Genomic DNA, 25,615 nt, shown 5'->3' with positions numbered 1-25,615 from the left:
GAGCGCCTACTCTAGCGCACGCGCTCTATGAATTCGGACCAGATCAGAGGCGATTTCTGTTCCGATCGATTGTTGCGCGCAGCTCGGAGTGTGGAGCGCCGGTGGTTCTCATCGAGCACTCCGCCGTCCTGTGGACGGCCGGGCGATCATGGGGGAGCAGGCGGGACAGTCCACCTGCCGGACCCGCCCTGCCCGCGTGAGCTCGAGGTGTACGGGTGCATCGTCGTCGGGCTGTCGGATCGCGTGATGTCCGGCGCTTCCAACTATCGCCCCCGCGGTGGATATGCACGTCGACAGCATCTTCGCCGAGTCGCACCTGCACGATCGGATCCACGCGGTGACGACCCTGGGGCAGGACCTCCGGAACGGGCGGCTTGGCATGCCGGATGAAGCTGAGTTGACATAATGTGCATTATCAGCTCTTTCAAGCCCGCTGCGAGCGGGGTCGGATCGGGTCGCGTCGGCCTACATCTCCGACCTGAGGATCGCGGCGACGACCGGGGCGCGTCAGGAGCCGATGTACCGAGCGAGATGTTCTCCGGTCAGTGTCGAGCGATCGGCGACGAGCTCTGCGGGCGTCCCGCTGAACACCAGGCGTCCGCCGTCATGACCTGCGCCGGGTCCGAGGTCGACGATCCAGTCCGCATGCGCCATGACCGCCTGATGATGCTCGATGACGATGACCGACTTGCCGGAGTCCACCAGTCGGTCCAGGAGCCCGAGTAGGTTCTCCACGTCGGCGAGGTGCAGGCCCGTCGTCGGCTCGTCCAGGATGTAGACCTCGCCCGAATCGGCCATCTGCGTCGCCAGTTTGAGTCGTTGTCGTTCGCCTCCTGACAGGGTCGTCAACGGCTGTCCGAGGCTGACGTAGCCGAGCCCGACGTCGGCGAGTCGCGCCAGGATGACGTGCGCTGCGGGCGTCCGGGCCGGCCCGTCGGCGAAGAAGGCCCCGGCCTCCGTCACCGACATCGCGAGCACCTCGCTGATGTCCCGCTCCCCCAACTGATATTCCAGAACGGAAGCATCGAACCGGCGACCCTCGCACACCTCGCAGACGGTCGAGACGCTCGCCATGACGCCGAGATCGGTGAAGACGACACCTGCACCGTTGCAGTTCGGGCAGGCTCCCGCCGAGTTCGAGCTGAACAACGCCGGCTTGACCCCGTTGGCCTTCGCGAACGCCTTGCGGATGGGCTCGAGCAGACCCGTGTACGTCGCCGGGTTGCTGCGACGCGAGCCGCGGATCGGGCTCTGGTCGACTGTCACCACACCGGGTCGCCCGGCGACCGAACCGTGGATGAGGGAGCTCTTGCCCGAGCCGGCGACACCCGTGACGACCACGAGGACGCCGAGCGGCACGTCGACGTCGACGCCCTGCAGGTTGTGCCGGTCGGCGCCGCGGATCTCGATGACACCGGTCGGCCGACGCAGCGCCGGCTTGAGCGTGGCGCGGTCGTCGAAGTGGCGTCCGGTGAGCGTGTCGCTCGCTCGGAGGCCGTCCACCGTCCCCTGGAACGTCACCTGTCCCCCGCCGGTCCCGGCTCCGGGACCGAGGTCGACGACGTGGTCGGCGATCGTGATCGTCTCCGGCTTGTGTTCCACGACGAGGACGGTGTTCCCCTTGTCGCGGAGCCGCAGGAGCAGTTCGTTCATCCGCTGGATGTCATGCGGGTGCAGTCCGACGGTCGGCTCGTCGAACACGTAGGTCACGTCGGTGAGCGACGACCCCAGGTGGCGGATCATCTTCGTGCGCTGCGCCTCCCCACCGGAGAGGGTGCCCGTCGTGCGGTCGAGTGACAGGTACCCCAGCCCGATGGCGACGAAGGAGTCGAGCGTCTCCTGGAGGACCGTCAGGAGTGGGCGCACCGACGGTTCGTCGAGCGCCCGGGTCCACGCCGCGAGGTCGCTGATCTGCATCGCGCACAGTTCGGCGATGTTCCGACCGGCGATGCGCGAACTCCGTGCGGCCTCGCTCAGTCGGGTCCCGTCGCACGCCGGACACGTGGTGAAGGTGACGGCACGGTCAACGAATGCGCGGATGTGCGGCTGCATCGCCTCACGGTCCTTCGAGAGGAACGACTTCTGCACCTTCGGGATCAGGCCCTCGTAGGTCATGTTGATGTCGCCGACCTTGACCTTCACCGGCTCCTTGTGGAGGAAGTCGTGGAGCTCCCGCTCCGTGTAGTCCTGGATGGGCTTGTCCGCGTCGAGGAATCCGGATCCCGTGAAGATCCGTACGCCCCAGCCGTCTGCTGTGTACCCGGGGATCGTGAGCGCGCCCTGGTTGAGCGACTTCGTGGCGTCGTAGAGCTGGGAGCGGTCGATGTCGTTCACCGTCCCCATCCCCTCACACCGCGGGCACATGCCGCCGGTGATCGAGAAGCTCCGCCGTTCCTTCGTGCTCTGGCCCCCGCGCTCGATGGTCACCGCTCCGGCTCCGCTGATCGAGGCGACGTTGAAGGAGAAGGCCTGCGGAGAGCCGATGGACGGGTCTCCGATCCGACTGAAGAGGATGCGCAGCATGGTGTTCGCGTCGGTCGCCGTGCCCACCGTCGAACGCGAGTTCGCGCCCATCCGCTCCTGGTCGACGATGATCGCCGTGGTGAGTCCCTCGAGCACGTCGACATCGGGCCGCGCCTGCGACGGCATGAAGCCCTGGACGAACGCGCTATAGGTCTCGTTGATCATCCGCTGTGACTCGGCGGCGATCGTCCCGAAGACGAGGGAGCTCTTCCCCGAGCCGGACACGCCCGTGAACACGGTGAGGCGGCGCTTGGGGAGGTCGACGTCGACGTCGCGCAGATTGTGCTCGCGGGCACCCCTGACCCGGATGACGTCGTGGCTGTCGGCGGCCCTGGTGTGCATCGGCGTCTCGGTCATGGCGATCAGCGTATCCGTCGTCATCGGCCGGCGTCTCGCCTCGATCGACAGTGGATCCGCTCGACATGGAAGGTCATGCTGTGAAACACCTGTGTGAATGCGTCACACTGGTGGAACGCACCCGGTCCGCTCGGGAGCACCGCACTGTCCACCGTCAGGAGCCGACCATGTCCGACCCATCCACCACCACCTACACGCTGAACTCCGCCAAGCTGACCGCGAGCCAGATCTCCGGTGTCCGATGGGCCTTCGCCGTCGGCGGGATCCTCACGATCCTCTTGGGTGTCTTCCTGCTGGTCGCGCCGAAGGCCTCACTGGTCGCCGTCGCGTGGATCTTCGCCGTCTACTTCCTGATCGCCGGGATCGCCCGCATCACTCGTGGCGTCGTCGCCCGGGAGCACGGCGGACTCTGGCGGGTCCTCACGATCGTGTTCGGAGTGCTGTTGCTGGCGGCCGGTGTCTACATCTTCATCGATCCGCTGCTCGGCATCGGCGCACTCGTCTTCGTGATCGGCGTCTCCTGGATCGTCGAGGGCGTGGCCTCGCTGTTCGACTCGGCACCGGACGTGTCGCGGTGGATCACCGTCCTCTACGGCGTCATCAGCGTCGTCGCCGGCGTGTTCGTCCTCGCGAACCCGCTGCTCGCCGCCGTGACCCTCCTGCTCGTCACCGCGTTCTTCCTCATCGCGGCCGGCGTCGTCGAGATCATCCAGGCGATCACCTTCGGCAAGCAGGTGAAGCGGGCCGGTCTCGCCGGCTGACCCCGGGTGGCAGGACGACGAACGCCCGGCCCTCGAGGGACCGGGCGTTCGTCGTGTCGGGATCGTCGCCTACTCGGCGACGAAGTCGCTCGTGTCCCCCACGTAGCGGGTGTGGTCCTCGGGGATCGGGTCCACGGCGGCCGAGGCGACCTCGGCCGCGAACTCGCCCACGTTGTAGAGGCGACCGGCCGACTCCTTGCGGGAGCTGATCGCACCGGGGTTGGCGCGTTCGAGGAGGGTCGCGGTGATGGTCCCCTCGATCATGTCGCCCGAGACGACCACGAACTCGACGCCGGCGGCGTCGAACTGGTCCTGCTTGGCGCGGAGCGCGTCCTCGCCCGCGCGCTTGGAGGTCGCGACCGGCACGTACTCGGGCATCGTCGGCGTGGTCCGGATGAAGTGCGCCTGGTGGCTCGTGACGAACACGATCCGCGAGCCGGGGCGGAGCAGCGGGAGCGCGTGTTCGACGACGCTCACCTGTGCGTCCCGGTTGAGCTGCATCGCGTAGTCCTCGGCCATGCCGCTCTCCATCCCTCCGGAGGCGTTCAGCACCAGGACGTCGAGGTCGCCGAATTCGGCCTTCGTCGTCGCGAACATCGCGGCGACCGAGGCGGGGTCGGTGAGGTCGGCCCCGACCACCAGGGCCTGCACACCGAGGGCTCGCACCTCGTCGGCGAGCTTGACGGCGCGCGCCTCCTTGTTCCGGTAGTTGATCACGACGTTGGCGCCGGCACCGGCGAAGTACCGGATGGTGTCGGCACCGATGCCGCGGGACGAGCCCGTCACGAGGACGTTCTTCCCGGAGAGGGATCCGGCGGCCAGGGGGTTCGTCACGTGAGGGCTCCTTCAGATCTGGGGCCGCTCATCGGCGGCTGGTTCCAGCCAACGACCTTACCAACAACCGGCAGACGGATCCGGTTCGATGGTCCGCCCAGCTGATAGCGTTGAACCCGACCGGCGCACCGTCTCGCGCTCCCCCGGACTGCGAGGCGGCAGACGCGAGAGCCGATCCGGGAGGAATCCGCACCATGGACGTCATCACCGAGTACGCCTGGATCGCCTGGTTGGTCCTGATCCTCGTGTTCGTCATCATCGAGATCCTGTCGCTCGAGTTCACCTTCCTCATGCTCGCGCTCGGCGGCACCGTCGGGCTGCTCTCCGGCCTCCTCGGCGCTCCGTGGTGGCTCCAGCTGCTCATCGCAGCCGCTGCCGCCCTCCTGCTCCTGTTGGCCGTCAGGCCGCCGCTGCTCCGAGCGCTGCAACGCGGTGCTGACCCGGCGAAGAGCAACGTCGATGCGCTCCTCGGCATGCCGGGGCTCGTGCTCTCGACGGTCACCCCGCACGGTGGCCAGGTGAAGCTCGGCAACGGCGAGGTCTGGACCGCCAGGACCCCGCACGACTCCCCCGCGTCGTCTCTCGAGCCCGGCACGCGCATCGTCCTGTCCGTCGTCGACGGCGCCACCGCCGTCGTCGTCCCCGTCCCGACCCACCCGGCACCGCTGGGCGAGCAGAAGGAGTAGTCGTGAACGACATCTCATCAGGAGCGATCATCGGTTGGGCGATCGCGGCCATCGTCGTCGTCTTCGTACTGGTGGTGCTGTTCCGATCCATCCGCATCATCCCGCAGGCGAGCGCCGGTGTGGTCGAGCGGCTCGGCAAGTACCACAAGACCCTCTTGCCGGGGCTGAACCTGCTCATCCCCTTCATCGACCGGTTGCGGCCGCTCATCGATCTGCGCGAGACCGTCGTCTCCTTCCCGCCGCAGCCGGTGATCACCGAGGACAACCTCGTCGTCTCGATCGACACGGTCGTCTACTTCCAGGTGACCGACGCCCGAGCCGCGACGTACGAGATCGCGAACTACCTGGGTGCCGTCGAGCAGCTGACCACGACGACGCTTCGAAACGTCGTCGGTGGGCTGAACCTCGAGGAGGCGCTGACGAGCCGCGACGAGATCAACAGCAAGCTCCGCATCGTGCTCGACGAGGCGACCGGCAAGTGGGGCATCCGCGTCGGACGCGTCGAGCTCAAGGCGATCGACCCGCCGCTCTCCATCCAGGACTCCATGGAGAAGCAGATGCGGGCAGAGCGCGACCGTCGAGCCCTCATCCTCACCGCCGAGGGAACCAAGCAGTCGGCCATCCTGACGGCGGAGGGTGCGCGACAGGCGGAGATCCTCCGCGCCGAGGGTGATGCCCAGGCGGCTGTGCTCCGTGCACAGGGTGAGGCGTCCGCCATCCAGACGGTGTTCAAGGCCATCCACGACGGCGACCCCGACGAGAAGCTCCTGGGCTACCAGTACCTGCAGATGCTCCCGAAGCTCGCGGAAGGCCAGGCGAACAAGCTCTGGGTCATCCCGAGCGAACTGACCGAGGCGCTCAAGGGCATCGGCTCCGCCTTCGGGCCGGGCAACACCCGCGACCCTGCGGCCACGGCACGGGCGGCGGCCGCAGCTGCGCAGGCGCCCTCCTTCGCCGCAGCGCCGGCCGCGTCACCCCAGACGCCTCCAGCACCGACGACCCCCGTCCAGTCCGAGGGCTGAGCACGCGGTGACGACAGCGGTCCTCCCCTACTTCCGTCCGGCCCGCCCTCGGGTCCTCGCCCATCGAGGGCTGGCCGGGCCGGGGGTTCCCGAGAACACGCTGTCGTCCTTCCGTCGTGCCCTGGCCGCCGGCGCCGAGTACGTCGAGACCGATGCGCACTGCACGCGCGACGGACACGCCGTCCTCTTCCACGACCCGTCCCTGCGCCGCATCACGGGCGATCCGAGACCGATCGTCGACCTCGAACTCGCGGATCTCCAGCGGATCGACCTCGGCGGCGATCGCATCCCGACGTTGTCGGAGGCGCTGGCCGAGTTCCCCGGAGCACGCTTCAACCTCGACATCAAGGCCGCGGCCGCGGCTGCACCGGCGGCTGCCGCCATCATCGGTGCCGACGCCGCCGATCGGGTGCTCGTCACCTCCTTCGATGAAGGCAGACGTTCCGCGATCGTGCGGGCCGTGGGGCTGGAGGCCGGTGCCGACTCCGTGGCATCATCCGCGTCGGCCCGGATCCTGCTCCGCGTCCTCCCCGCAGCCGCCCTCGGGCTCCGCGGAGCGCTCCGCCGGTCGCTCGCCGGTGTCCAGGCGCTCCAGGTGCCCGAACGGTTCCGCGGCGTGCCCGTCGTCACGAAGCGCCTCCTTGCACAGATGCACGCCCTCGGCGTCGAGGTGCACGTGTGGACGGTCAACGACCCCGCCGACATGCGACGCCTACTGGATCTCGGCGTCGACGGCCTCGTCACCGACCGCTGTGATCTCGCGCTCGACGTGGTCCGCTCACGCTGACGGCTCAGCTCTCCGCATCCGGCGTGGCTCCAGCTGGGCATGAGCTGATAGCTAGATGGGTGAACGGAACAGTTTACCCAGCTTGTGGGTTTATAACTGTGGATGCCGAGCGAGAGGAGACCACACAATGGCAGATCGCAGTTTGCGCGGAATGCGCCTGGGCGCCCAGAGTCTACAAACGGAAGAGGGCGTCATATTCTCGGCGCGGAGCAACCACATCTACCGGTGTCAGAGTTGCGAGCGCGAGACCACGATGACCTTCGCCGCCGACGCGGAAGTCCCCGAACTGTGGGAGTGCCGGCACTGCGGTGCGGAGGCCGTCCTCCTCGTCGACTCGAAGCCCGTCGTCGTCGACCGCGGTGACGTGAAGACGCCCCGCAGCCACTGGGACATGCTGCTCGAGCGCCGCTCGCGCGACGAGCTCGAGGAGCTGCTCGAAGAGCGCCTCTCATATCTCCGGGCCCGGCGCGGCCAGCAGAAGAGCGCGTGACACCGAGCCCCTGACAGGCCTCCCCTCGATCGGCTGATCCGATATCGGATCAGCCGATCGTCATGTCCGGGGACGGTTCGAGATGCGCCGAGGCCTGGCGGCGAACCCGGCGAGGACCAGCGAGGCGAGTCCCATGCCACCGATGAACATCTCGAGCTGGTGACCGAAGGCCATCGACGGCGTGACCGTGTCCGCGAGCGGCACCTCGGAGACCATCGATCCGGGGCGGAAGGCCGGGATGCTGTCGATCGTCGATCCGTCTGGGCCGATGATCTGACTGGTCCCCACGGTCGAGATGTTCACGACCGATCGTGCCGACTCGATCGCCCGGAGTCGAGCGATGGCCAGCTGCTGTTGATTCTCGTCCGTCTGCCCGAAGTCCGCGTTGTTGGTCTGGGCGAACACGATGCGCGCGCCACCCGCCACCGCGTCTCGGGTGAGCCGGTCGTCGGCGATGTCGAAGCAGATGCTGATCCCTGCGAGCACCCCGTCGATGTCGAAGACGTTGTCCTTCGTACCCGGGGTGTACTCGCGCTGGATGAGGCCGATGAGGTCGGGTGCGAACGGCTCCCAGAACGTCCGGTCCGGGACGTATTCGCCGAACGGGACCGGGTGCTTCTTGTCGTAGACGTCGCGGACGCCGTCCGAGGCGTCCCAGAGGAGCGACGAGTTGTAGTAGCGATCGCCGCGCTGAGAGATCGCACCGACGACGAACGGTGCGTCCATGCGGCGGCTCAACGCGTCGAGGGCTGCAGCCGATTGGGGAACCCGCTGCGGGTCGAGGTCTGCGCTGCCCTCGGGCCAGACCACGACGTCGACGTCCGCATCGAGCACCGGCAGCGTCTCGTCGATCTGGGTCTGCATGACGGTGCCGGGTGCTGCGGCATCGAAGTAGCCGGCGGGGCCGTTGCCCTGGATGGCAGCCACCCGCATGCTGCCGGTCGTCGCCGTCGGCCATGCCGGCACCACGAGTACCGCGATGACCGCCAGGACCGCGGTCCCGACCCGGCTGACCGTCGGGAGCTCCGCGGTCGCGGCGAGCTGCAGGGCGAGTGCCACGAGCAGCACCATGAGGAACGACAGCCCCGAGAACCCGACCCAGGCGACGAGCGGGGCGAACGGGCTCTCGGACTGGCTGAGCGCCATCCTCGCCCACGGGAATCCGCCGTAGGGCCAGGTGCTCACGAGCGTCTCGCGCGCGGTCCACAGGGCGGCGACCACCGCGGCGGTCAACCAGACCCGTCCCCCGACGCCTGGGAAGGCGCGCGGTACCCAGCGGTACGCCAGGGTGATGAGCACGGCTCCGAGCGCGAAGAAGATGGCCTCGAGTGTCGACAGCGCCGCCCAGGGGACGGGACCCAGGTAGGCGGTCGCCCACTCGATGTGGATCAGGTAGAACGACTCCCCCGCCAGGAAGCCGATCAGGAGCGCACCGCCGACGCTGCGTCCCATGAGGGTGAGGAGGACGAGGGCGATGCCGACGAACGTCAGGGGCCAGACCCCGCGGTCCGGGAAGCCGGCGTCGAGGACCGGCCCGGCGGCGATGGCCACGACGGCCGCGAGCCAGAGCGGGAGCGGTGGACGACGATCGACCAGCGCGTCGATCGGTCGGAGCCGGCGGCTCCGACGGTGCGGGGACCTCACAGCGAGCTGTACGCGACGATGCCGCGTCGGATCGAGTCGAGCGCCTCGCGCGAATGACGGCCCACCGGTCCGTCGACGACGCGGAGCTGATCGAGCAGGTCGATGGTCTGCTTGCACCACCGCACGAAGTCCCCGGCGGCGAGTTCCGCCTCGATGAGCACCGTGTCGAGGTTCGCGCCCTTGGCCCACTGGTGCATGGCGAGCGAGAGTCCGGTCGAGATCGGGTTGCTCCCCGGGAGGCGGTGCTCCCGTTCGCTGTCGTCGAGCCGACTCCAAAGGTCCTGCGTCCGTTCGAGTGCGGACCGGAACGGGCCGCGGGGCAGGAAGCGTTCCGGGGTGTTCTGCTCCTCGCGCCGTGGTTCGTACACGATCGCGGCGGCCATCGCGGCGAGGGATGCGGCGTCGAGGTCGTTCCACGCACCGGTGCGCAGGCATTCCGCCACGAGGAGGTCCCGTTCTCCGTAGATGCGCTTCAAGGTGCGTCCGGGAGCCGCGACGACGACCGCGCCGTGCTCGTCGCGTGCCAGGTACTCGTACTCGAGCAGCACGTCGACGACCCGGTCGAACACGCGCGCGACCGCGCCCGTCCGCGTCTGGATCTGCTGTCGCAGCTGGTCGGTCTGCTTCTTGAGCTTGAACCATCGTTCCGCCCAGCGAGCGTGGTCCTCGCGGTGCGGGCAGACGTGGCAGGCGTGAGCCCGCATGCGCTTGCGGAGTTCGGCGAGCTTGCGTTGGCGACGGTCCTTCGACGCGCGCGAGCCGTTCGGCTCGCCTTTGCGTTCGAGGTCCGTGAGCTCGCGCCGGATTCCCGCGTACTCGACGAAGTTCCCGAGGTGGCACGACATGGACTTCTCGTAGCCGGCGAGCGAGGACTCCTGCTCGCGCACCTTCCGGGCGATCCCGACGACGGCTCGGTCCGCCTGGAACTGTGCGAAGGACGACTCGAGGATCTGACGGGTGCGTTGACGGCCGAACTGGTCGATCAGGTTGACCGCCATGTTGTAGGTCGGGCGGAAGCTGGAGTTGAGCGGGTAGGTGCGTCGGGAGGCCAGCGAGGCGACGGACTGCGGGTGCAGCCCCTCGGTCCACTGGATCACGGCGTGGCCCTCGACGTCGATGCCACGGCGTCCGGCGCGCCCGGTGATCTGGGTGTACTCCCCCGGGGTGATCGGGACGCGTGCCTCACCGTTGAACTTCTCGAGCTTCTCGAGGACGACCGTCCTGGCCGGCATGTTGATGCCGAGCGCGAGGGTCTCGGTCGCGAAGACGACCTTCACGAGCTTCCGCCGGAAGAGCTCCTCGACGACCTCCTTGAACGCCGGCAGGAGACCGGCGTGGTGGGCGGCGACGCCCCGCTCCAGACCATCGAGCCACTCCCAATAGCCGAGGACGGCGAGGTCCTCGTCGAGCAGGGTCCGACAGTGCTCGTCGACGATCTGACGGATCTCGTCGCGTTCGTGCGCCTCGGTCAGCCTGATGCCGGAACGGAGGACCTGCTTCACCGCCTGGTCGCACCCGACGCGGCTGAAGACGAAGAAGATCGCCGGGAGCAGGAGGTGGTCGTCGAGCATCTGGACGAAATGCCCGCGGTCGAGCTTCTCGGCCCGATGCGGGGCTCGGCGCTGGTTGTAGCGGCTGATGTCCTTGTACTGACGACTGTTCGGTGCACGGCCACCGAACTGCGCCATACGGACGAGCTCCGGGTTGACCTGGTGGGTGTCGGCGAGGCTCGGCGCGGCGAACAGGTCGATGAGCTTGTTCCGCATCAGCACGTGCTGGGTGAGCGGCACCGGGCGCTCCTCGGACACGATCACGGCGGTGTCACCGCGGACGGCCTGCAGCCAGTCACCGAACTCCTCGGCGTTCGACACGGTCGCGCTCAGCGACACCATCCGGACGGCCTGCGGGAGGTGGATGATGACCTCCTCCCACACCGCTCCGCGGAACCGGTCCGCCAGGTAGTGCACCTCGTCCATGATGACGAAGGCGAGATCGGTCAGCGCGTCGGAGTCCGCGTACAGCATGTTGCGGAGGACCTCGGTCGTCATGACGACGATGCGGGCGTTGCCGTTCACGTTCGTGTCGCCCGTGAGCAGGCCGACGTGCTCGGACCCGTACTCGGCGGTGAGTTCCTGGAACTTCTGGTTGCTGAGCGCCTTCATCGGCGTGGTGTAGAAGACCTTGCCGCGGTCGCCGTGCATGGCGAGGGCGATCGCGAACTCGGCGACGATGGTCTTTCCGGCCCCCGTCGGTGCGGCGACGAGGACGCTGCTGCCGTTCTCGATCCGCTCGCACGCTTCGAGTTGGAACGCGTCGAGGTCGAAACGCTGCCTCGCGCGGAACTCCTGGAGCCTCGGTGTCGCGTTCCGGACCGCCGCTGCCCGATACCGTTCGGCAGGCGAAGCGGTGTCGCTCATGCGAGCCCCGCGCTACCGAGTTCGGCGTCGATGCGTCGCTGCCGCTTGGCCGCACTGCGGTCGTGGAGGACGGCGACGCCGTACGCCGCGAAGTACAACAGGACCATCGGGATCGCGAGGACGAACATCGACACGATGTCGGCGGCGGGCGTGGCGATGGCCGTGAAGAGCACGATGACGAGGATCGCGACCCGCCACGCCTTGATGATCGCCGCTGCGGAGAGCACACCGACGAAGTTCAACAGGACGAGGAACACCGGCAGCACGAAGGCGACACCGACCGCGAGCACCAGCTTCAGGACGAAGTCGTAATAGGTGGTGGCGTCGAGGAAGTTGGCCGCCGCCGTCGGGGTGAAGCCGAGCATGAGCTCGACGATGTGCGGCAACACGAACCAGCCCGCGTAGCAGCCCGCCAGGAACAACGGCACCGCGGTCGCGAAGAACCCGATCGCGTATTTCAGCTCCTTGCGCGTCAGGCCGGGCACGAGGAAGGCCCAGATCTGGTAGAGCCACACCGGGCTGGACAGGACCACGCCGGCGGTGAGGGCGATCTTCATGCGCAGGTCGAACGCGCTCGTGACGTTGGTGAAGTTCAGGAACGCCTGCCCGCGATCGTCGGCTATGACGAGGATGGGGGCGCTCATCGCCTCGATGATCCACTCGGAGGCGATGAAGCCCGCGACCATGCCGACGATGATGCCGATGGCGGAGTAGAACAGACGCTTCCGCAACTCGACGAGGTGCTCGCCGAGCGACATCCGCCCTTCGCGGTTCTGTTTCTTGGGACGCTTCTCGGTCAGGGCCACGGCGACATCGTCCGTTCCTGAGCAGCGTGTTTGAGGCGCACTCGTCGGGGGCCAGGTGCTGGCGTCATCGGGCTCGGGTGGTCCTCAGGGTTACGGCTTGACCGGCGGGTCGGTCGGCTTCTGCGGGGCCGTCGCGGCCGGGGTCTGGTCGGCGGGTGCCGCACTCGCGGGCGGAACCGTGCCCGTCGCGTCGGGCGAGGCGGGCTCGTCGTCGCGCATGCTCTTGACCTCGCTCTTGAAGATCCGCATCGACTGACCGACGCTGCGGGCGAGACCCGGGAGCTTCGGTGCTCCGAACAGCAGCAGGACGATGAGGAGGATGATGACGAGGTGCCACCCGGTGAATGCGTTGCCGAACATAGTCTTCGTTCCTGATCTTCGAGGTCGAGGTCCACTCACTCTACCCTGCATCTCCCGTTCGACCGCCTGGAGTCTCGGGAGTCAGCTACCGGATGTCGTGCGGTACTGCGCGAGACCGGCGGCCGCCCAATCGGCGACCGCGTCGCGCGCGTCCGCCGGCCCGAGCACCGTGATGAGCCCGGGGTGCGCGGCGACCAGTCGTTTGAGGCCGTGATGGTGAGCGAGGCGCAGGGTCGCGGTGACCTCGACATCGGCGTCTTCGCGGCCTGCGGGGCCACCTGGCGCGCTGTCGACGGCGACCACGTAGTCGTCGATGAGCGGGAGGACCGAGCGTCGGACGAGCACGGTGACGTTGCGATCGGAGTCGCTCGGCTCGAACAACGCGGTCGGGACGACGACGTCCGCTTCGCGGAACACGACCTCGGCATCGGTCTCGCGCAGCTCGGTCATCCGATCGAGCCGGAAGCGACGCGTCGCCTCGCGCAGGTGGCACCACCCGTAGAGGTACCAGTCCTGGTCCTGGGATTCGAGACGCAGTGGGTCCACCAGTCTCGCCTCGGTCGCCCCGCTCGCGTCGACGTAGTCGAACGCGACGCTGTGGCCGGCGGCCAGGGCCGACCGGATGATGCCGACCGCCTGCGCGGAGTAGGACTCGGTGACCGCGAGCTGGCCCGGAGCCGACGACGCCCCGCGGGCGAGTTTCGCCATCACGCCCCCGATGACGTCGCTGTCGACGAACTCGGGGAGGCGCTGGAGCGACTGCAGACCGGCGATGAGGGCCGAGGCCTCGCGGGCTGAGAAGCGAGGACTGTCGTCGAGCGCGACCCGGTGGGTGAGGACGATCTCGTCGTCCTCCTCGAAGCTGCCCCAGTCGATGTCGAAGAGGTCGCCGGCGAGGTACTGCCGGGTGTCGCCCGGCACGCCGGACACCGTCAAGAGCTCGACCGCTTCGCGGATCTGGCGCGGGGACAAGCCGAAGTGCCGCGCGGCCTCGTCGACCGTGACCCGCTCGCGGTCGATGAGGTACGGCACGAGCGAGAGGAGGAAGATCAGCTTGTCCTGGGCGCGGGGCGCCGCCGGTCGCTTAGCCACGGGCGGTCTCCTCGGGGTGGGGTGCGTCGTCGGTCGCGCGGTGGCGGGCGACGACCAGCTCGAGTCTGGACGCCACGGCCTCGACGAGTGCCGGAGGGTCGAGGACGACGACCTCCGGGCCGAAGCCGGCGAGCTCGTCGGCGAGGATGTGGTGGTCGAGGTACGGGATGGTGAGTTCCGTGCGCTCCGTGTCGCTGACGCCGTAGCGGTTGCCGAGGCGGGCCGCGGCGTCGGTCCCGGGCCGGACACGGACGAGGGCACGCTGCGACGAGGACACGCGGCGCAGGCCGTCGATCGCGTCGGCGGCGTGGTCGCGGTCCTCGGCGGGGAACGACTCCCCCGTCGGCTTGACCGGACCGACGATCCGCGACAGGAGGAACGTCCGGGGCTCGTCCACCGTCCGGTCGGTGGCGTAGAGGTGCCAACGACCCTCGTGCTGGACGAGCGCCAACGGTGCGACGGTGCGGACGCGTGGCCGCGCCTCGCCGGGCTTCAGGTAGGGGAAGGCGACCACGGACCGACGTTCGAGCGCCGCGTCGAGCGGTTCGAACGAGGCCTCCCGGGTGCGGAGTCTCGGCGCGTATCCGATGATCGGTTCGTCGGGCTCGATGCCGAGCGACCGCAACTTCGTCATCGCGCGCTGCGACTGGCCGGAGAGCGACCCCTCACGCCACACCGTGGCGGCGAGCGACAGCAGTGACAGCTCCGCCGGGGTGAACCGGACGTCGGTGGGAAGCTCGTAGGCGCCCTTCGGGATCCGATAGCGCATCGACTGGTTGTTGCCGGGTTCACCCGGCTGTTCGATCGTCTCGAGCGGGACGCCGAGTTCGCGGATGTTGTCCTTGTCGCGCTCGAACTGTCGCTCGAGGCTGGCGTTGCCGCCGCCACTCGAATACTGCTGGCGGTACCCCTGGACGGTCGACAGGATCTCGTTCTTCGTCAGGCCGGTCTGCGTGGCGAGGAGCGCGAGCACGAGGCTGAAGAGTCGCTCCTCCACCGGGACCGGCTTCGGGGACTCGCTGGCTGAGGACACCGGTCCAGTCTACCGACGGACGGCCCGTCCCCCACCCGCGACGCGGGCGTTGGACGGGCCGTCTCCGAGGCGTGTCGGTTACTGTGCCGCGCGCTGGGTGCCGAGCACGTCGATGACGAACACGAGCGTCGCGCCGGCCGGGACGCTGCCCGACCCCTGCTCGCCGTAGCCGTCCTTCGGCGCCACCACGAGGATGATCTGCGAGCCGACCTGCTGGCCGACGACCGCGTCGTTGAAGGCCTTGATCATCTGACCACCGTCGGCCTGGAAGACGAGGGGCTGACCCTTCTCCCAGCTGCTGTCGAAGACGCTCTTCTGATCCCACAGCACACCGGTGTAGTTGACGATGACCTGGTCGCCGGCCTTGACCGTGGCACCGTCGCCGACGCGGGACAGGGTGTGCTTCGTCTCGGTCGGGGCGGGGGCCGCCGGGATGGTGATACCGGGCTGGCCGCTCGGAGCGGTCACGACGGACGGGAACCCCGACGGGATCGGGCGCTCGGCGCCGTCGGCCTTGGGCAGCGCCGCACCCTGGATGTCGGCGACGAGGATGATCGCGTCGTCCTTCTTGATGCCGTTCGCCTCGCTGCCACCGCTCGGGCCGAAGGCGTCCTCGGGTGAGATCGCCGCGACGACACGGGATCCGACCGTCGTGCAGGCGAACGCCTTCGCGAAGCCGGGGAGGCTTCCGGACAGGGCGATGAGGGTGCTCGCGGGCCCGTTGAAGTCCGTCTGCTGCAGGACGTCTCCGGTGCGTCCGTTGAGGAGCATCAGGTTGAGGTTGACGGTGCCGTCGGCCGAGACCTGCTGACCGTCGCCCTGGATGACGACCTGGCGCTCCGTCGTCTTCGTGTACAGCGGCGTCGGGAGATTCACCTTCGGGGTGGATCCGAAGTCACCGGACACGCTGATGAGCTTCGTCGCGTCGCCGGCGGACGCCGCGGTGTCGCAGGAGGCCGAGCCCGGCGCGGTGCACCCGGTGAGGGAGACGAGCAGGAGGCCTGCTGCGGCGATGAGAGCTGGTGCAGTGCGCACGGATCCTCGTTTCGGTGGTACGGGTGGGACGGCAGGTCGCCGTCGCACAGTTTAGTCGACGTGAACCGGGGTCAACGATCGTCGCCGAGAGCCGGCTCAGCGGCGGACGGTTCGATCGACTCGTCCGGCCCCGCGCTGTCACCGTCGAGGCCCCGTGCCCGGGAGAGCTCGGCGCTCGCCCCGGCGCTCCTGGCGCGCTTCCGCAGGATCTTCGCACTCGCGGAACGTTCCCCGAGGGCGCCCGGCGTCCACAGCTCGACGTCCTCGGCGCTGAAGTCGCTCTTCGAGGCGCGTCGCTTGAGCTCGGGCAGGACCGTGCCGGGCGCGAGCTTCCGTGCGGTGATGAGGAAGCCCGTGTGCCCGATCATCCGGTGGTCCGGTCGGACGGCGAGCCCCTCGACGTGCCACCCGCGCATCATCGTCTCGTTCGACTGCGGGTTCGTGAAGCCGCCCGTCCCTCGGATCGCCTCGGCGACGCGCGACAGCTGGGTGACCGTGGCGACGTAGCAGAGGATCACTCCGCCGGGCTTCAGCGCCTCCCACGCGGCGTCGAGGCACTCCCACGGTGCGAGCATGTCGAGCACCACGCGGTCGACGGACTCGGCGGGCATCGTCTCGGGCAGGGTCTCCTGGAGGTCGCCGACCGTGACCGACCAGTTCTGCGGGTCGTAACCGAAGAAGGTCGCGACGTTGCCTCGCGCGACGTCGGCGAACTCGTCCCGACGCTCGAAGGAGGCCAGTCTGCCAGACGGCCCGATGGCCCGGAGGAGCCAGAGGGAGAGCGCGCCGGAACCGACACCGGCCTCGACGACCGTCGCGCCGGGGAAGATGTCCGCCTGTCCGATGATCTCGGCCGCGTCCTTCGGGTAGATGATGGCGGCACCGCGAGGCATCGACATCACGAAGTCGACCAGCAGCGGCCGGAGCGCGAGGTGCTCGATGCCCTCGGTGTTGGCGACGACGCTGCCGTCCGGCAGGCCGATGATCGAGGTGTGCTCGATCATCCCGCGGTGCGTGTGGAAGACCTTGCCGGCCTCCAGCGTGATGGTGTTCTTCCGCCCCTTCGGTCCGGTCAGCTGCACGCGGTCGCCCTCGCGGAAGGGGCCGCTGTTCGCCGGCTGGTGGTTCGCGCTCATCGCTGTGCTGCCTCTGTCTCGGGGTGGTGGGTGGTGCCGCTCGCGGCCGAGCGAAGCTCGGCGAGGTCGGCGACGGAGCGCCCGGCGAGGGTGTCCCAGGTGGTGTGGTGCGGTCCCTCGGGGATCGGCACGATGTGCGGGACGGACACGGCGATGGTCCCCGCCGCGAGCGCGGACGCGAGACCGGTGGCGGAGTCCTCGATCGCGATGCACTCGCGCGGGTCGACGCCGAGTGCCGCTGCGGCCCTGAGGTAGGGGTCAGGATGGGGCTTGGGCTGCTCGACCTCGTCGCCGGCGACGATGAGGTCGAATGCGTCGAACGGGATGCCGCCTGCGATGTCCTCGGCCATGGACCGGATCGACATGGTGACCAGCGCGGTCGGCACGCCGGCCTCCCGGAGCTCGTGGAGCAGCTCCTGGGCACCGGGACGGAACGGGACGCCGCGTTCCTGGATGAGGCGCCGGACGTGGTCCGTGAGATGGGTGACGATCGTGTCCGCGTCCAGCGCGACGCCGCGGCCCTGGAGGACGGCGGCGGAGTCCCAGAGGCCGTTCCCGACGAGCAGGAGGCCGTCCTCATGGGTCCAGGTGCCGCCGTGGGCCGCGACCAGCTCGGTCTCGGCCTCCATCCAGTAGGGCTCGGTGTCGACGACGGTGCCGTCCATGTCCCAGAGGACTGCGGCAGGGAGGAGAGTGGTCACGGGGTGCCATGCTACCGGGTGCTGAAGCGCCTATCCTGGATGGATGGTCGCGGAAGGTCCCCGTGCACCGAGGAGTGAGACGTGACGGAAGACACCAAGGAGCCGCTGGGCGGTCGCCTGCTCGTCGTGGCGTTCGAGGGTTGGAACGACGCCGGCGAGGCGGCGAGCGGCGCGGTGCGCGTGCTTCGCGACTCGCTCGCCCTCCGCCCGCTGCTCGAGATCGACCCGGAGCCCTACTACGACTACCAGTTCAACCGGCCGACGGTCGGCGTCGACGAGGACGGCAAACGGTCCCTGACCTGGCCCGGTACCACGATCTCGGGGCCCGACCCCGAGGCGGCGAAGCCCGCGACCCCCTTGGCGGAGGACGCCGCGCTCCGCGTCAGCGAGGGCGGCGGTGACAACGTCTACGTGCTGCTCGGTGCCGAGCCGTCGCGCGGATGGAAGGCGTTCGTCGACGAGATCCTCGCCGTGATCACCGAGCAGCGCATCACCGGCATGGTGATGCTCGGTGCGATGCTCGCCGACGTCCCGCACACGCGACCGATCTCGGTCTTCGCCTCGAGCGAGAACGCTGAGCTGCGGCAGGCGCTGCAGCTCGAACGCAGCACCTACGAAGGACCGGTCGGCATCCTCAGCGTGCTGGCCGACGCCGCCGAGCGGCAGGGCGTCCAGAGTCTGTCGGTCTGGGCCTCGGTCCCCCACTACGTGCACAGCGCGCCCTCCCCGAAAGCCGTGTTGGCGCTGATCGACAAGCTCGAGGAACTCATCGACGTCGTCATCCCCCGCGGAGCCCTCGTCGAGGAGTCCGGTGAGTGGCAGAGCGGGATCGACACGCTCGCCGCCGAAGACGAGGACATGGCCGCCTACATCCAGCAGCTGGAGCAGGCGCGCGACACCGTCGAGTCGCCCGAGGCGAGCGGCGAGGCCATCGCCAAGGAGTTCGAGCGGTACCTCCGTCGGGACGAGGGCAGGGGCGACGAGCCCTGGCGGAAGGACCGCGAGTAGCCCGGTCCCATCGCGGTGGGGTGACTCCGGTGAGTCGCCGTCCTGCTCAGCGCACGCCGAGGAGCGCGTCGACGGCCGACCGCGCGAGGTCGGCGTCGTCGACGCCGGTCGTCGCTGCGGCGTCGACGAGTGCGATGGCACCCGGGGTGTCGAGGTCGTCCGCCAGTCGGACCCGCATCGCCTGCAGCAGCTCGACGGCGGACGCTCCACTCGCGGCGTCCGTCGCGAAGGCCGAACGCCAGGTCCTGAGCCGACGATCGGACAGGACGAGGTGCTCGTCGTGCCACTCCCAGTCGCTGCGGTAGTGGTTCGCGAGGATCGCGAGTCGGATGGCGGAGGGGTCTGCTCCGTCGGCGGCCAGGCGTGAGACGAGGACGAGGTTGCCGAGGGACTTCGACATCTTCGTGCCCTCGTAGGCGACCATGCCGGCGTGGCTGAAGACCTTGGCGAGTGGACGACCGGACAGCGCCGCGGCGTGCCCGGCGCTCAGGTCGTGGTGTGGGAAGACGAGGTCGGAGCCGCCGCCCTGGACCGTGAAGTCCGATCCGAGATGCTGGAGGGCGATGACCGAGCACTCGATGTGCCAACCGGGACGCCCTCGGCCGACGGGCGACTCCCAGCTCGGCTCGCCGTCGCGCGCCGCCCGCCAGAGCAGTGGATCGAAGGCGTCGCGTTTCCCGGCGCGGTCGGGGTCTCCCCCGCGCTCGGCGAAGAACGCGGCCATCGTCGCCTCGTCGAGCCCGCTCTCCGCGCCGAGGTGCCAGACGTCGTCGGCCGCGGCGCGCACGTCGAAGTAGACGTCGTCCCCGGCGGCACTGTCCGGGGTGTCGACCGTGTAGGCGACCCCGCGTTCGACGAGCAGCGCCACGGCGTCGGCGATCGGCCCGATGACCTCGGTGACCGCGACGTAGTCCTCGGGGGGAAGGATGCTGAGGCGCTCCATGTCGCTCCGGAAGAGTTCGACCTGGCTCGCTGCGAGTTCGACCCAGTCGACGCCGGTCGCGGTGGCCCGCTCGAGCAACGGGTCGTCCACATCGGTGACGTTCTGGGCGTAGTGCACCTCGTAGCCGGCGTCCAGCCAGACGCGCTGCAGGGTGTCGTAGGCGAGGTAGCTCGACGCGTGGCCGAGGTGGGTCGCGTCGTATGGCGTGATGCCGCAGACGTACAACCGCGCCGTGCGTTCGGCGGAGGCTTCGATGAGCCCGGCGCTCGGGGTGTCCCAGAGACACGGGGCCGCGCCGGAGCCGGGCAGCTTCGGGACGACCGGGGCGGACCAGGCCCTCACGCGTTGATCACGCCCGTGCCGAGCAGCACCAGCAGGACGACGCCGAGCACGATGCGGTAGACGACGAAGGGCAGGAAGCTGCGCTTCGAGATGTAACTCATGAAGAAGGCGATGACCGCGAGGCCGACGACGAACGCGATGACGGTGGCGACGAGCGTCTCGACCGGTCCGTACGGGCTCGGCTCGCCGATGCTCTTGAAGACCTGGTAGAAGCCGCTGCCGAACACCGCGGGGATCGCGAGCAGGAAGGCGTACCGCGCCGCAGCACGGCGCTCATAGCCCATGAACAGCCCGGCGGTGATCGTGCCGCCGGAGCGGGAGACACCGGGGATGAGAGCGAGGGCCTGGGCGCCTCCGAAGATCGCGCCGTCGCGGTAGGTCAGGCTCTTCAGACGTCGCTTCTTCGCACCGACCGCGTCGGCGACACCGAGCAGGATGCCGAACACGATGAGCATGATCGCGACGATCCACAGCGACCGGAAGGTCGTCTCGATCTCGTCCTGGAACAACAGGCCGAGCACGACGATGGGGAGGCTGCCGATGATGATCAGCCACCCCATGCGGGCGTCGGCGTCATCCCTCGGGATCTTGCCGACGAGGGCTTTGCACCAGGACGAGATGATGCGGACGATGTCGCGCCAGAAGAACACCACGACGGCGGCCTCGGTACCGATCTGGGTGATCGCCGTGAACGCCGCGCCAGGGTCCTTCGCTCCGGGGAGGAACTCGCCGAGGATGCGCAGGTGTGCGCTCGACGAGATCGGGAGGAACTCGGTGAGTCCCTGGACGAGTCCGAGGATGATGGCGTTGATGAGGTCCACAGGGCACCTTTCTGCAGCCGGATGGCTGGTGTTCGGCCGGATCCGGCAGTCGTCGGCGGGGCGGCTCCTGGAGCGTCTCGCGGCTCGGAGGGCGCGGAGACGGACCGTGGGAAGTCAGTAGTCGAGGAGGAGGTCCGTGAGGACCTGCTTGCCAAACCCTAGCGCGTCGAGCGGCACGCGCTCGTCGACTCCGTGGAACATCGCGGGGAAGTCCAGGCGTTCCGGCAGGCGCAGCGGAGCGAAGCCGTACCCGGTGATGCCGAGGAGCGAGAGCGCCTTGTTGTCGGTACCGCCGGAGAGCATGTACGGGAGCACCGGGGCGCCGGGGTCATGGCGCCCGAGGGTCTCGACGACCGCGTCGACGAGCGGACCCGAGAACGGTGTCTCGAGGCCGATGTCGCGGTGCATGACGACAATCTCGATGTCCTCACCGACGATCTCCGCGACGCGCGCGAGCACGGCGTCCTCCTCGCCGGGCAGGGTGCGGATGTCGACGAGCGCCTCGGCGCGATCGGGGATCACGTTGTGCTTGTATCCGGCCTGCAGCAGGGTCGGGTTGCTCGTCGTGCGGAGCGAGGCCTGGATGAAGCCGGAGGCCGTACCCGTCGCGAGGGCGAGCTCGTCCGGGCCGAGCCGTTCGGGCGTGGTGCCGAGGATGGAGGCGATCTCACGGAGCAGCTGCTCGGTGGTGTCGGTGAGTCGGACGGGCCACTCGGTGCGTCCGATGGCCGCCACCGCTTCCGCGAGGCGGGTGACGGCGTTGTCCTGCACGTAGCGGGATCCGTGGGCCGCCCGTCCGGTCGCGACCAGTTTGATCCAGACGAGGGCCTTCTCCGAGGTCTGGAGGAGGTAGGAGCGGCGTCCGCCGAAGGTGATCGAGTACCCGCCGACCTCGCTGATCGCCTCGGTCGCGCCGGCGAAGAGCTCCGGTCGTTCGGTCACGAGGTGGTAGGAGCCGAACACGCCGCCGTTCTCCTCGTCCGAGAACATCGCGATCACGAGGTCGCGTTCCGGCCGACGGCCGCTGCCGAGGATCTCGCGGAGTGACGCGAGGATCATCGCGTCCATGTTCTTCATGTCGACGGCCCCGCGTCCCCACAGCAGGCCGTCCTTGATCTCGCCGCCGAAGGGGTCCACCGACCAGTTCGCAGGATCGGCGGGCACCACGTCGAGGTGCCCGTGCACGACGAGCGCCGGCTTCTCGGGGTTCGCGCCGGCGACCCGTGCGACCACGCTGGTCCGGCCCGGAGCGGCGTCGATCAGCTCCGGCTCCAGACCGAGGTCGCGGAGGTACGCCTCGACGTATTCGGCGGCCTCCGTCTCGCCGTTGGAGCGGCCCTCGCCGTAGTTCGTCGTGTCCATGCGGATGAGGTCCTGCGCGATCCGCGTGGTCTCGTCGAGTGTGAGGTCGGATGCGTCTGAGCCGGAGGTCATGGCTCCACGGTACCCGTCGGCCCTGACCGCTGCACCTCTCCCCCGTTCTGCGCGGCCGCCGCACGGCCGGAGGGCGTCGAGCAGATCCTCCGGCGGTACGAGGTGGTGAACGGCTGTCGAAATCCGTGCTAGAGTTTCTTCTCGTGCCCAGCGAAAGCCGGACACGATCACAACACGCGCGGGTGGCGGAAATGGCAGACGCGCTAGCTTGAGGTGCTAGTGCCCTTACGGGCGTGGGGGTTCAAGTCCCCCTTCGCGCACACCGTGTTGAGACGGCGAACGGCCGGAGCGAAAGCTCCGGCCGTTCTTGTTTTCCCGCCGCACTCCACGACACGCCGACACCCGAGATCATCGTCGCTTCGAGCGAGATCCCGCACACCTTCGCCGGTCCTGGACCCTGCTCCGCCGGTACCGGGCCTCCTCCGCCGGACCCTGAGCCTGTCGAAGGGTCGACCGAGCTGGTGGTCCCTGGTGGGCACTTCGACAAGCTCAGTGACCGGGAGAGTCCCGCCCGGAACACGCCGGTCCCTGAGCCTGTCGAAGGGCAGGAGGACGCGCGTGAGGAGCGGTGCCGTCCTCAGTGCCCGTGGCCGAGGCGCCGACGGAGCAGATCGATGCGGGCCTGTAGCTGGGTCACGCTCGCCTGTGCCACCGCGGGTCCGCCGCAGACGCGTCGCAGTTCGGCGTGCACGAGTCCGTGCGGCTCCTTCGTGTGCTTCGCGTAGAGACCGACCAGGGTGTTGAGCACCTGGCGCTGTTCCTTGAGCGTGCGGTAGAGCGGAGCGGGGATGTCCGCCTGCGGACTCGGCGAGGCTGCGTTCTTGTCGACGAACGCCCCGCGCTTGGCCTGCCGGCTCTGGCGTTGCACGAGCAACTCGTGCACCTGTTCAGGTTCGAGGAGCCCGGGGAACCCGATGAAGTCGAACTCCTCCTCGGTGCCGGGCTGGGCGAGCTCGCCGAACTCGTCGCCGTCGAACACGACCCGGTCGAAGTGCGCGTCCGAGGAGACGGCCTGCCAGGTGAACTCCTCGAGGAGTGAATCGGAAGCCTTGTCCTCGCGCTCCGCGGCCGCCATCATCGCGTCCTCCGGATTGAAGAGGTCGCCCTCCGCGTCCGGGTCGCTCGGGCGGTCGAGTGCGTGATCGCGTTCGAGCTCGAGTTTCTCCGCGAGGGCCATCAGGTTCGGCACGTTCGGGAGGAAGATGCTCGCGATCTCGCCGCGTCGTCTGGCCCGGACGAATCGCCCGATCGCCTGCGCGAAGAACAGTGGCGTGGCGGACGACGTCGCGTAGACGCCGACGGCGAGTCGTGGGACGTCCACGCCTTCCGACACCATGCGGACCGCGACCATCCAGCGCTTGGTGTTCCCCGAGAAGTCGGCGATCCGGTCGCTGGCCTCCTTCTCGTCGGAGAGGACGACGGTGGGCTGCTCCCCCGTCAGCTCGTGCAAGATGGCCGCGTAGGCGCGCGCGGTCGTCTGGTCGGTGGCGATCACGAGTCCGCCGGCGTCCGGGACCGCCTGACGGACCTCGGACAGCCGGAGGTCGGCGGACTTCAGGACCGCTGGGATCCAGTCGCCCTGCGGGTCGAGTGCGGTCCGCCAGGCAGCGGAGGTGATGTCCTTCGTGTTGCCCTCGCCGAGGCGGGCCTCCATCTCGTCGCCGGCCTTGGTCCGCCAGCGCATGTGGCCGGCGTAGACCATGAAGAGCACCGGACGGACGACCCCGTCCTGGAGCGCGCGACCGTATCCGTAGTTGTAGTCGGTGACGGAGGTCCGGATGCCCTGGTGATCAGGCTGGTAGACCACGAACGGGATCGGCGCCGTGTCTGACCGGAACGGGGTCCCGGTCAGGGACAGCCGGCGGGTCGCCCGCGAGAACGCCTCGTGGATGCCGTCGCCCCAGCTCAAGGCGTCGCCGCCGTGGTGGACCTCGTCGAGGATGACGAGGGTGCGACCCGAATCGGTCGTGCGCTGATGGACGGGCGGGTTCGCCGCGACCTGGGCATAGGTGACGGCGACGCCGTGGTAGTGGCGGCCGAAGACCTGGTCGCGGTTCGCGAAGTTCGGGTCGAGGCGGATGCCGACCCGGCTCGCGGCCTCGGCCCACTGACGCTTCAGGTGGTCGGTCGGGGCGACGACCGTGATGCGGTCGATCGTGCCGCGATGGAGGAGTTCGGAGGCGAGCCGCAGCGCGAACGTCGTCTTGCCTGCGCCCGGTGTCGCCGCCGCGAGGAAGTCACGGGGTTCGGTGGTGAAGTACTGCTCGAGCGCCTCGGCCTGCCAGGCTCGAAGCTTGCTCGCCGTGCCCCACGCTGCGCGTTCCGGGAAGGCCGGTGAGAGGTGTTCGGCTGCGGACCCGCCCAGGTGCTGGGTCGAAGAGATTTCCGCGTTCACTGGAGACCACTGTACCCGGCCGAACCGACACCGCCGACCATCGCGTGCGGCCTCGACAGCCGTCCGGATGTCCGACTCGCGACTGATCCGCCAGCCGAGGGGCGGGCGTACGCTGGAGGTTCCGGATGCACAGCAGGAGGAACCACCCATGACCGAACAGCACCATCCCTGGTCGCGGTACGTCGCCATCGGCGACTCGTTCACCGAGGGGATCGGCGATCCCGAGCCGGGTGCGCCGGGCGGGCACCGCGGGTGGGCCGATCGGGTCGCCGAGGTGTTGGCCGCGCAGAACTCGGACTTCGCCTACGCCAACCTCGCGGTGCGCGGCAAGCTCGCACAGCAGATCCTCGACGACCAGGTGGAGCCGGCCCTGGAGCTGCACCCGGACCTCATCACGATCTCCGCGGGCGGCAACGACGTGATCCGGCCCGGCACCGACCCCGATGACATCGCCAGACGACTCGAGCAGGCGATCATCCGGCTCCGGAGCGACGGAGCGACGGTCGTGCTGTTCACCGGCGTAGACGTCGGCTTCTCCCCCGTGTTCCGCAGCATCCGCGGCAAGGTCGCGATCTACAACGAGAACCTGCGGGCCATCGCTGCCCGACACGACTGCATCATCGCGGATCAGTGGTCGCTCCAGGCGATCCAGGATCCGCGGATGTGGGCCCCGGACCGGCTGCATCTGAACGCGCTCGGCCATCACGAGGTCGCCCGTCTCGTCCTCCACGCGCTGAACGTGGAGAACGACCTCAAGCCGCTGCAGCCGGAGCCGCTCCCCGTGCGGCGTTGGCGTCAGGCCCGGACCGAGGACCTCGCCTGGGCGCGGGAGTACCTCGTGCCCTGGGTGCTCCGCCGGGTGCGGCACCAGTCGTCCGGCGACCACATCACCGCCAAGCGACCGATCGCCGGTCCGTTCCTGACGGTTGCAGCCCAGGACCAGGAACTCGACGTCTGACCGTCCGGCCGATCACCCGGGCTCCGGCGT

The 25,615-nt window shown here is 69.0% G+C and carries 22 protein-coding genes and 1 tRNA gene; 8 read left to right on the top strand and 15 right to left on the bottom strand.

The window, feature by feature from the left end; all coding sequences use genetic code 11:
• Nucleotides 1-507: 507 nt before the first annotated feature.
• A complete protein-coding gene (locus BIU99_RS06115) occupies nucleotides 508-2,880 on the bottom strand; it encodes an excinuclease ABC subunit UvrA (RefSeq protein WP_071260386.1) in 2,373 nt (790 codons plus the stop codon).
• A 167-nt stretch (nucleotides 2,881-3,047) separates the two neighbouring features.
• On the opposite strand from BIU99_RS06115, the gene BIU99_RS06110 reads away from it, so the two are divergent.
• Nucleotides 3,048-3,641 (top strand): HdeD family acid-resistance protein, encoded by a 594-nt coding sequence (locus BIU99_RS06110; protein ID WP_175484355.1) that lies wholly within the window; start codon nucleotides 3,048-3,050, stop codon nucleotides 3,639-3,641.
• 69 nt (nucleotides 3,642-3,710) lie between these two features.
• Here BIU99_RS06110 and BIU99_RS06105 read toward each other — a convergent pair whose 3' ends face one another.
• Nucleotides 3,711-4,475, bottom strand: coding sequence for an SDR family oxidoreductase (locus tag BIU99_RS06105; RefSeq protein ID WP_071260252.1), 765 nt, complete (start codon nucleotides 4,473-4,475; stop codon nucleotides 3,711-3,713).
• 194 nt (nucleotides 4,476-4,669) lie between these two features.
• Here BIU99_RS06105 and BIU99_RS06100 point away from each other — a divergent pair, with 194 nt between their 5' ends.
• The 4 genes from BIU99_RS06100 to BIU99_RS06085 all read left to right on the top strand — a co-directional run bounded on the left by BIU99_RS06100 (nucleotide 4,670) and on the right by BIU99_RS06085 (nucleotide 7,460).
• A complete protein-coding gene (locus BIU99_RS06100; protein WP_064296968.1) occupies nucleotides 4,670-5,161 on the top strand; it encodes an NfeD family protein in 492 nt (163 codons plus the stop codon).
• Between the two features lie 2 nt (nucleotides 5,162-5,163).
• Complete coding sequence (locus BIU99_RS06095; protein WP_071260249.1) at nucleotides 5,164-6,183, top strand: SPFH domain-containing protein; 1,020 nt, start codon at nucleotides 5,164-5,166, stop codon at nucleotides 6,181-6,183.
• A 7-nt stretch (nucleotides 6,184-6,190) separates the two neighbouring features.
• Complete coding sequence (locus BIU99_RS06090) at nucleotides 6,191-6,970, top strand: glycerophosphodiester phosphodiesterase family protein (RefSeq protein WP_071260246.1); 780 nt, start codon at nucleotides 6,191-6,193, stop codon at nucleotides 6,968-6,970.
• Nucleotides 6,971-7,097: 127 nt separating this feature from the next.
• Nucleotides 7,098-7,460 carry an RNA polymerase-binding protein RbpA gene (locus BIU99_RS06085; RefSeq protein ID WP_064296965.1) on the top strand — a complete coding sequence of 121 codons (363 nt, stop codon included), beginning with the start codon at nucleotides 7,098-7,100 and terminating at the stop codon, nucleotides 7,458-7,460.
• A 60-nt stretch (nucleotides 7,461-7,520) separates the two neighbouring features.
• Here BIU99_RS06085 and lnt read toward each other — a convergent pair whose 3' ends face one another.
• The 9 genes from lnt to BIU99_RS06040 all read right to left on the bottom strand — a co-directional run bounded on the left by lnt (nucleotide 7,521) and on the right by BIU99_RS06040 (nucleotide 17,684).
• Complete coding sequence (gene lnt, locus BIU99_RS06080; protein WP_240555457.1) at nucleotides 7,521-9,104, bottom strand: apolipoprotein N-acyltransferase; 1,584 nt, start codon at nucleotides 9,102-9,104, stop codon at nucleotides 7,521-7,523.
• Nucleotides 9,101-11,521, bottom strand: coding sequence for an RNA helicase (locus BIU99_RS06075; protein WP_071260243.1), 2,421 nt, complete (start codon nucleotides 11,519-11,521; stop codon nucleotides 9,101-9,103). Before BIU99_RS06075 ends, lnt begins: the two co-directional genes overlap by 4 nt.
• A complete protein-coding gene (tatC, locus tag BIU99_RS06070) occupies nucleotides 11,518-12,279 on the bottom strand; it encodes a twin-arginine translocase subunit TatC (protein WP_071260381.1) in 762 nt (253 codons plus the stop codon). Before tatC ends, BIU99_RS06075 begins: the two co-directional genes overlap by 4 nt.
• Nucleotides 12,280-12,417: 138 nt before the next feature.
• Nucleotides 12,418-12,687, bottom strand: coding sequence for a Sec-independent protein translocase subunit TatA (gene tatA, locus BIU99_RS06065; protein WP_064296963.1), 270 nt, complete (start codon nucleotides 12,685-12,687; stop codon nucleotides 12,418-12,420).
• Nucleotides 12,688-12,768: 81 nt separating this feature from the next.
• Nucleotides 12,769-13,779, bottom strand: a complete 1,011-nt coding sequence (locus tag BIU99_RS06060) for a YafY family protein (RefSeq protein ID WP_071260240.1) — start codon at nucleotides 13,777-13,779, stop codon at nucleotides 12,769-12,771.
• Complete coding sequence (locus BIU99_RS06055; protein ID WP_071260237.1) at nucleotides 13,772-14,812, bottom strand: YafY family protein; 1,041 nt, start codon at nucleotides 14,810-14,812, stop codon at nucleotides 13,772-13,774. Before BIU99_RS06055 ends, BIU99_RS06060 begins: the two co-directional genes overlap by 8 nt.
• A 78-nt stretch (nucleotides 14,813-14,890) precedes the next feature.
• Nucleotides 14,891-15,847: an FKBP-type peptidyl-prolyl cis-trans isomerase gene (locus BIU99_RS06050; RefSeq protein ID WP_071260235.1), complete on the bottom strand. Its 957-nt coding sequence runs from the start codon at nucleotides 15,845-15,847 to the stop codon at nucleotides 14,891-14,893.
• Between the two features lie 71 nt (nucleotides 15,848-15,918).
• Complete coding sequence (locus BIU99_RS06045; RefSeq protein ID WP_071260233.1) at nucleotides 15,919-16,983, bottom strand: tRNA (adenine-N1)-methyltransferase; 1,065 nt, start codon at nucleotides 16,981-16,983, stop codon at nucleotides 15,919-15,921.
• The gene (locus BIU99_RS06040) at nucleotides 16,980-17,684 is read right to left on the bottom strand and encodes an HAD family phosphatase (protein ID WP_254773580.1); all 705 of its coding nucleotides are present in this window, start codon (nucleotides 17,682-17,684) and stop codon (nucleotides 16,980-16,982) included. The genes BIU99_RS06045 and BIU99_RS06040 overlap by 4 nt, the downstream gene beginning before the upstream one ends.
• Nucleotides 17,685-17,765: 81 nt before the next feature.
• Between BIU99_RS06040 and BIU99_RS06035 the strand changes: the two genes are divergently transcribed.
• The gene (locus BIU99_RS06035) at nucleotides 17,766-18,692 is read left to right on the top strand and encodes a PAC2 family protein (protein ID WP_071260231.1); all 927 of its coding nucleotides are present in this window, start codon (nucleotides 17,766-17,768) and stop codon (nucleotides 18,690-18,692) included.
• Between the two features lie 46 nt (nucleotides 18,693-18,738).
• Here BIU99_RS06035 and mshC read toward each other — a convergent pair whose 3' ends face one another.
• The 3 genes from mshC to BIU99_RS06020 all read right to left on the bottom strand — a co-directional run bounded on the left by mshC (nucleotide 18,739) and on the right by BIU99_RS06020 (nucleotide 22,232).
• On the bottom strand, nucleotides 18,739-19,977 hold the full coding sequence (gene mshC / locus BIU99_RS06030; RefSeq protein WP_071260228.1) for a cysteine--1-D-myo-inosityl 2-amino-2-deoxy-alpha-D-glucopyranoside ligase: 1,239 nt from the start codon (nucleotides 19,975-19,977) through the stop codon (nucleotides 18,739-18,741).
• Nucleotides 19,974-20,798, bottom strand: coding sequence for an undecaprenyl-diphosphate phosphatase (locus tag BIU99_RS06025; protein ID WP_071260226.1), 825 nt, complete (start codon nucleotides 20,796-20,798; stop codon nucleotides 19,974-19,976). The genes mshC and BIU99_RS06025 overlap by 4 nt, the downstream gene beginning before the upstream one ends.
• A 114-nt stretch (nucleotides 20,799-20,912) precedes the next feature.
• The gene (locus BIU99_RS06020; RefSeq protein ID WP_071260223.1) at nucleotides 20,913-22,232 is read right to left on the bottom strand and encodes a M20/M25/M40 family metallo-hydrolase; all 1,320 of its coding nucleotides are present in this window, start codon (nucleotides 22,230-22,232) and stop codon (nucleotides 20,913-20,915) included.
• 176 nt (nucleotides 22,233-22,408) lie between these two features.
• Between BIU99_RS06020 and BIU99_RS06015 the strand changes: the two genes are divergently transcribed.
• Nucleotides 22,409-22,492, top strand: a tRNA-Leu gene (locus BIU99_RS06015).
• Between the two features lie 317 nt (nucleotides 22,493-22,809).
• Here BIU99_RS06015 and BIU99_RS06010 read toward each other — a convergent pair.
• Entirely contained in the window at nucleotides 22,810-24,627 is a 1,818-nt protein-coding gene (locus tag BIU99_RS06010) for a DEAD/DEAH box helicase (RefSeq protein WP_064296954.1), read from the bottom strand.
• 148 nt (nucleotides 24,628-24,775) lie between these two features.
• Here BIU99_RS06010 and BIU99_RS06005 point away from each other — a divergent pair, with 148 nt between their 5' ends.
• Complete coding sequence (locus BIU99_RS06005; protein WP_064296953.1) at nucleotides 24,776-25,585, top strand: SGNH/GDSL hydrolase family protein; 810 nt, start codon at nucleotides 24,776-24,778, stop codon at nucleotides 25,583-25,585.
• The last annotated feature ends 30 nt before the right edge of the window (nucleotides 25,586-25,615 follow it).

Source organism: Plantibacter sp. MMLR14_011 (assembly GCF_001865025.1).
GTDB lineage: Bacteria > Actinomycetota > Actinomycetes > Actinomycetales > Microbacteriaceae > Plantibacter > Plantibacter flavus_A.
Note: the sequence above shows the minus strand (reverse complement) of the source record. Positions and strands in the feature narration are given on the sequence as shown.

What these genes read in the sequence shown, in the direction of transcription:
- tatA (WP_064296963.1), bottom strand. Translation starts at nt 12,687, where the DNA reads ATGTTCGGCAACGCATTCACCGGGTGGCACCTCGTCATCATCCTCCTC.
- BIU99_RS06045 (WP_071260233.1), bottom strand. Translation starts at nt 16,983, where the DNA reads ATGAGCGCGAACCACCAGCCGGCGAACAGCGGCCCCTTCCGCGAGGGC.
- BIU99_RS06100 (WP_064296968.1), top strand. Translation starts at nt 4,670, where the DNA reads ATGGACGTCATCACCGAGTACGCCTGGATCGCCTGGTTGGTCCTGATC.
- BIU99_RS06085 (WP_064296965.1), top strand. Translation starts at nt 7,098, where the DNA reads ATGGCAGATCGCAGTTTGCGCGGAATGCGCCTGGGCGCCCAGAGTCTA.
- BIU99_RS06005 (WP_064296953.1), top strand. Translation starts at nt 24,776, where the DNA reads ATGACCGAACAGCACCATCCCTGGTCGCGGTACGTCGCCATCGGCGAC.
- BIU99_RS06110 (WP_175484355.1), top strand. Translation starts at nt 3,048, where the DNA reads ATGTCCGACCCATCCACCACCACCTACACGCTGAACTCCGCCAAGCTG.
- BIU99_RS06115 (WP_071260386.1), bottom strand. Translation starts at nt 2,880, where the DNA reads ATGACCGAGACGCCGATGCACACCAGGGCCGCCGACAGCCACGACGTC.
- tatC (WP_071260381.1), bottom strand. Translation starts at nt 12,279, where the DNA reads ATGTCGCTCGGCGAGCACCTCGTCGAGTTGCGGAAGCGTCTGTTCTAC.
- BIU99_RS06075 (WP_071260243.1), bottom strand. Translation starts at nt 11,521, where the DNA reads ATGAGCGACACCGCTTCGCCTGCCGAACGGTATCGGGCAGCGGCGGTC.
- BIU99_RS06020 (WP_071260223.1), bottom strand. Translation starts at nt 22,232, where the DNA reads ATGACCTCCGGCTCAGACGCATCCGACCTCACACTCGACGAGACCACG.